The organism is Mesorhizobium sp. M7A.F.Ca.CA.002.05.1.1 (assembly GCF_003998335.1).
Classification (GTDB): Bacteria; Pseudomonadota; Alphaproteobacteria; order Rhizobiales; family Rhizobiaceae; genus Mesorhizobium.
Genome location: NZ_RZQI01001019.1, coordinates 1 through 2,007, shown reverse-complemented (window position 1 = coordinate 2,007; position 2,007 = coordinate 1). Strand labels below are relative to the sequence as shown.

The 2,007-nt window shown below is 65.5% G+C and carries 2 protein-coding genes; both read left to right on the top strand.

The features are described from left to right. Window positions 1–1,274 (top strand): amidase family protein (locus EN939_RS31915; RefSeq protein ID WP_127271559.1); only part of this gene is annotated, 1,274 nt, incomplete at its 5' end. Between the two features lie 49 nt (window positions 1,275–1,323). After that, complete coding sequence (locus EN939_RS31910) at window positions 1,324–1,857, top strand: DUF302 domain-containing protein (protein WP_127269695.1); 534 nt, start codon at window positions 1,324–1,326, stop codon at window positions 1,855–1,857. Window positions 1,858–2,007: the final 150 nt, after the last annotated feature.

Below are 2,007 nucleotides of genomic sequence, written 5' to 3'. Positions count from 1 at the left end.
CCCTGGACGAGCCTGGCGCCCTCTCCGCAGCCCGCGAAGCCGACAAGGCCCGCGCCAAGGGCGTGAACGCGCCGCTGCTCGGTGTTCCCCTCGGCATCAAGGACAGCTATCTCACGGCCGGCTTGCGCACGACGCTGGGAGTCGGTTCGCTCAGAGACTTCCAGCCAACTGAGGACGCGGACGCCATTGCGACGCTCAAGGCGGCGGGCGCGATCGTGCTTGGGAAGACCAACCTGGTCGAACTTTCCTATGGTTTGACAGGCGACAACGGCCCTTATGGCCAGGTCGGAAACCCGCATGCGCCCGACCATGTAACCGGCGGTTCGTCGAGCGGTTCGGCGGCGGCGGTCGCCGCCGGCCTCGCTCCGGCGACGCTGGGCGGGGACACGATCGGGTCAATCCGCGTCCCCGCCTCCCTATGCGGCGTCGTGGGGTTCAAGCCGACACCCCGCCGCTGGCCGCGCGCAGGGGTCGCGCCGATCTCTCACACACTCGATACGACGGGGGTCTTCGCCCGAAGCGTCGAGGATTGCGTCCTGATCGATCAGGTCGTCACCGGTGCGCCGGCGGCGGAGCTGGACTCTCGCGCCGATCTCAAGGGGACCCGTTTCGCCTTTGCGCCGCGCCAGTACCTGAACCCAGTGGACCCCGAGGTCGAGGCGCGGTTCCGCAACACGCTCCTGCGCCTCGCCGAGGCGGGGGCCGAAATCGTCGAGATCGATCTCGGTGGGGACTTCCAGGCGCTGGCCCTTCGGACCACGTGGAGCCTCTTCTTCCGCGAGACCAAGGCCTCGCTGAGCGACTTCCTGGAGCGACACGCGATCCCCGTCGCCTTCAAGGATCTGCACGTGGGTCTGCGCGCAGGCGTCAAGGACGCCTGGGACCACTTCGTCATACCCGGCGCGCCGGGCTACCTGAGTGAGCAGGCTTATCACGCCCTGACTGCCGACCGCCTGGCGGTGAAGGAACGCATGAGCGAGATTTTCACGCGGCATGGTGCCCACGCGCTGATCTTCCCGACGACGCCCTGCACGGCACCGAGGGTTGAGCGCCAGATGCAATTCACCGTGGGCGGCCAGGCGGTTGATTTCCGGGCATTGGCCAACAACACCATTCCCGCCAGCGCTGCTGGACTACCCGGGCTCAGCCTGCCGATCGGCCTTGACAGCCATGGCCTCCCGATCGGCCTCGAGCTCGACGGGCCAGAAAGCGAGGATCGCGCGCTCCTTGGTCTCGCGGCGCGGGTGGAGAAGGTCCTCAGGGCAAGTCAATAACCTTCTAATCGCTCTCGAAATCCCGCCCCTCATCATTTGGAGACAGCCAATGGCCACCCCCACGGTCGAGACACGCCCGTTCACAAACGAGCACATCACCATCCGATCCGCCAATCCCTTCACCGAGACGAAGGCCAGGCTTGAGAGCCTCGTCCCGCGGATCGACGATGGGATATTCACACTACTGCGATACGGCGAGGCCGAGCGCGCTTTGCGCGAGCTCGAAGCTTCGGCGAACCTGTCGATTTTCGGCTTCCGGGACCATGGCGCGCTGTTGGCGATCGCAGGCCAGAAGCGGCGCTCCATCCAGTATGACATTGGCAACCCGCTTACGGCCTCGAAGATGACCCGCCACCAGCTTTCCGCCGGGATTTACGCACCCATCCGCGTCCTGTTGCGAGAGGACGGAGAAGGCTCGGCGTTCGAGTACGACCGGCCCGCCGCCGTTTTCCGCCAGTTCGGCGACCCGCTGGTTGACGTCGTCGCGCAGCGTCTCGACCAGGAACTGCAAGCCGTGCTGCAAGCTGCGGCGGCCTCAGGTTCTGAAGACGCACAGCCGCACGTGGAAGGAAGGGCTTCGTGATGCCGAAACAACAGCGCCGCGTCATTCTGATCAACACCTTCCGGTTGAAGGCAGAAGAGCCGGCGGAATTGATAGCTCTGCTAACCAAAGTCACAGAAGAGTCGGTCGCGACGGCCCTTGGCTTCGAAGGCGCGACACTGCATCTGAGCC

Coding starts and splice junctions, on each gene's coding strand:
- EN939_RS31910 (WP_127269695.1), top strand. CDS start 1,324: ATGGCCACCCCCACGGTCGAGACACGCCCGTTCACAAACGAGCACATC.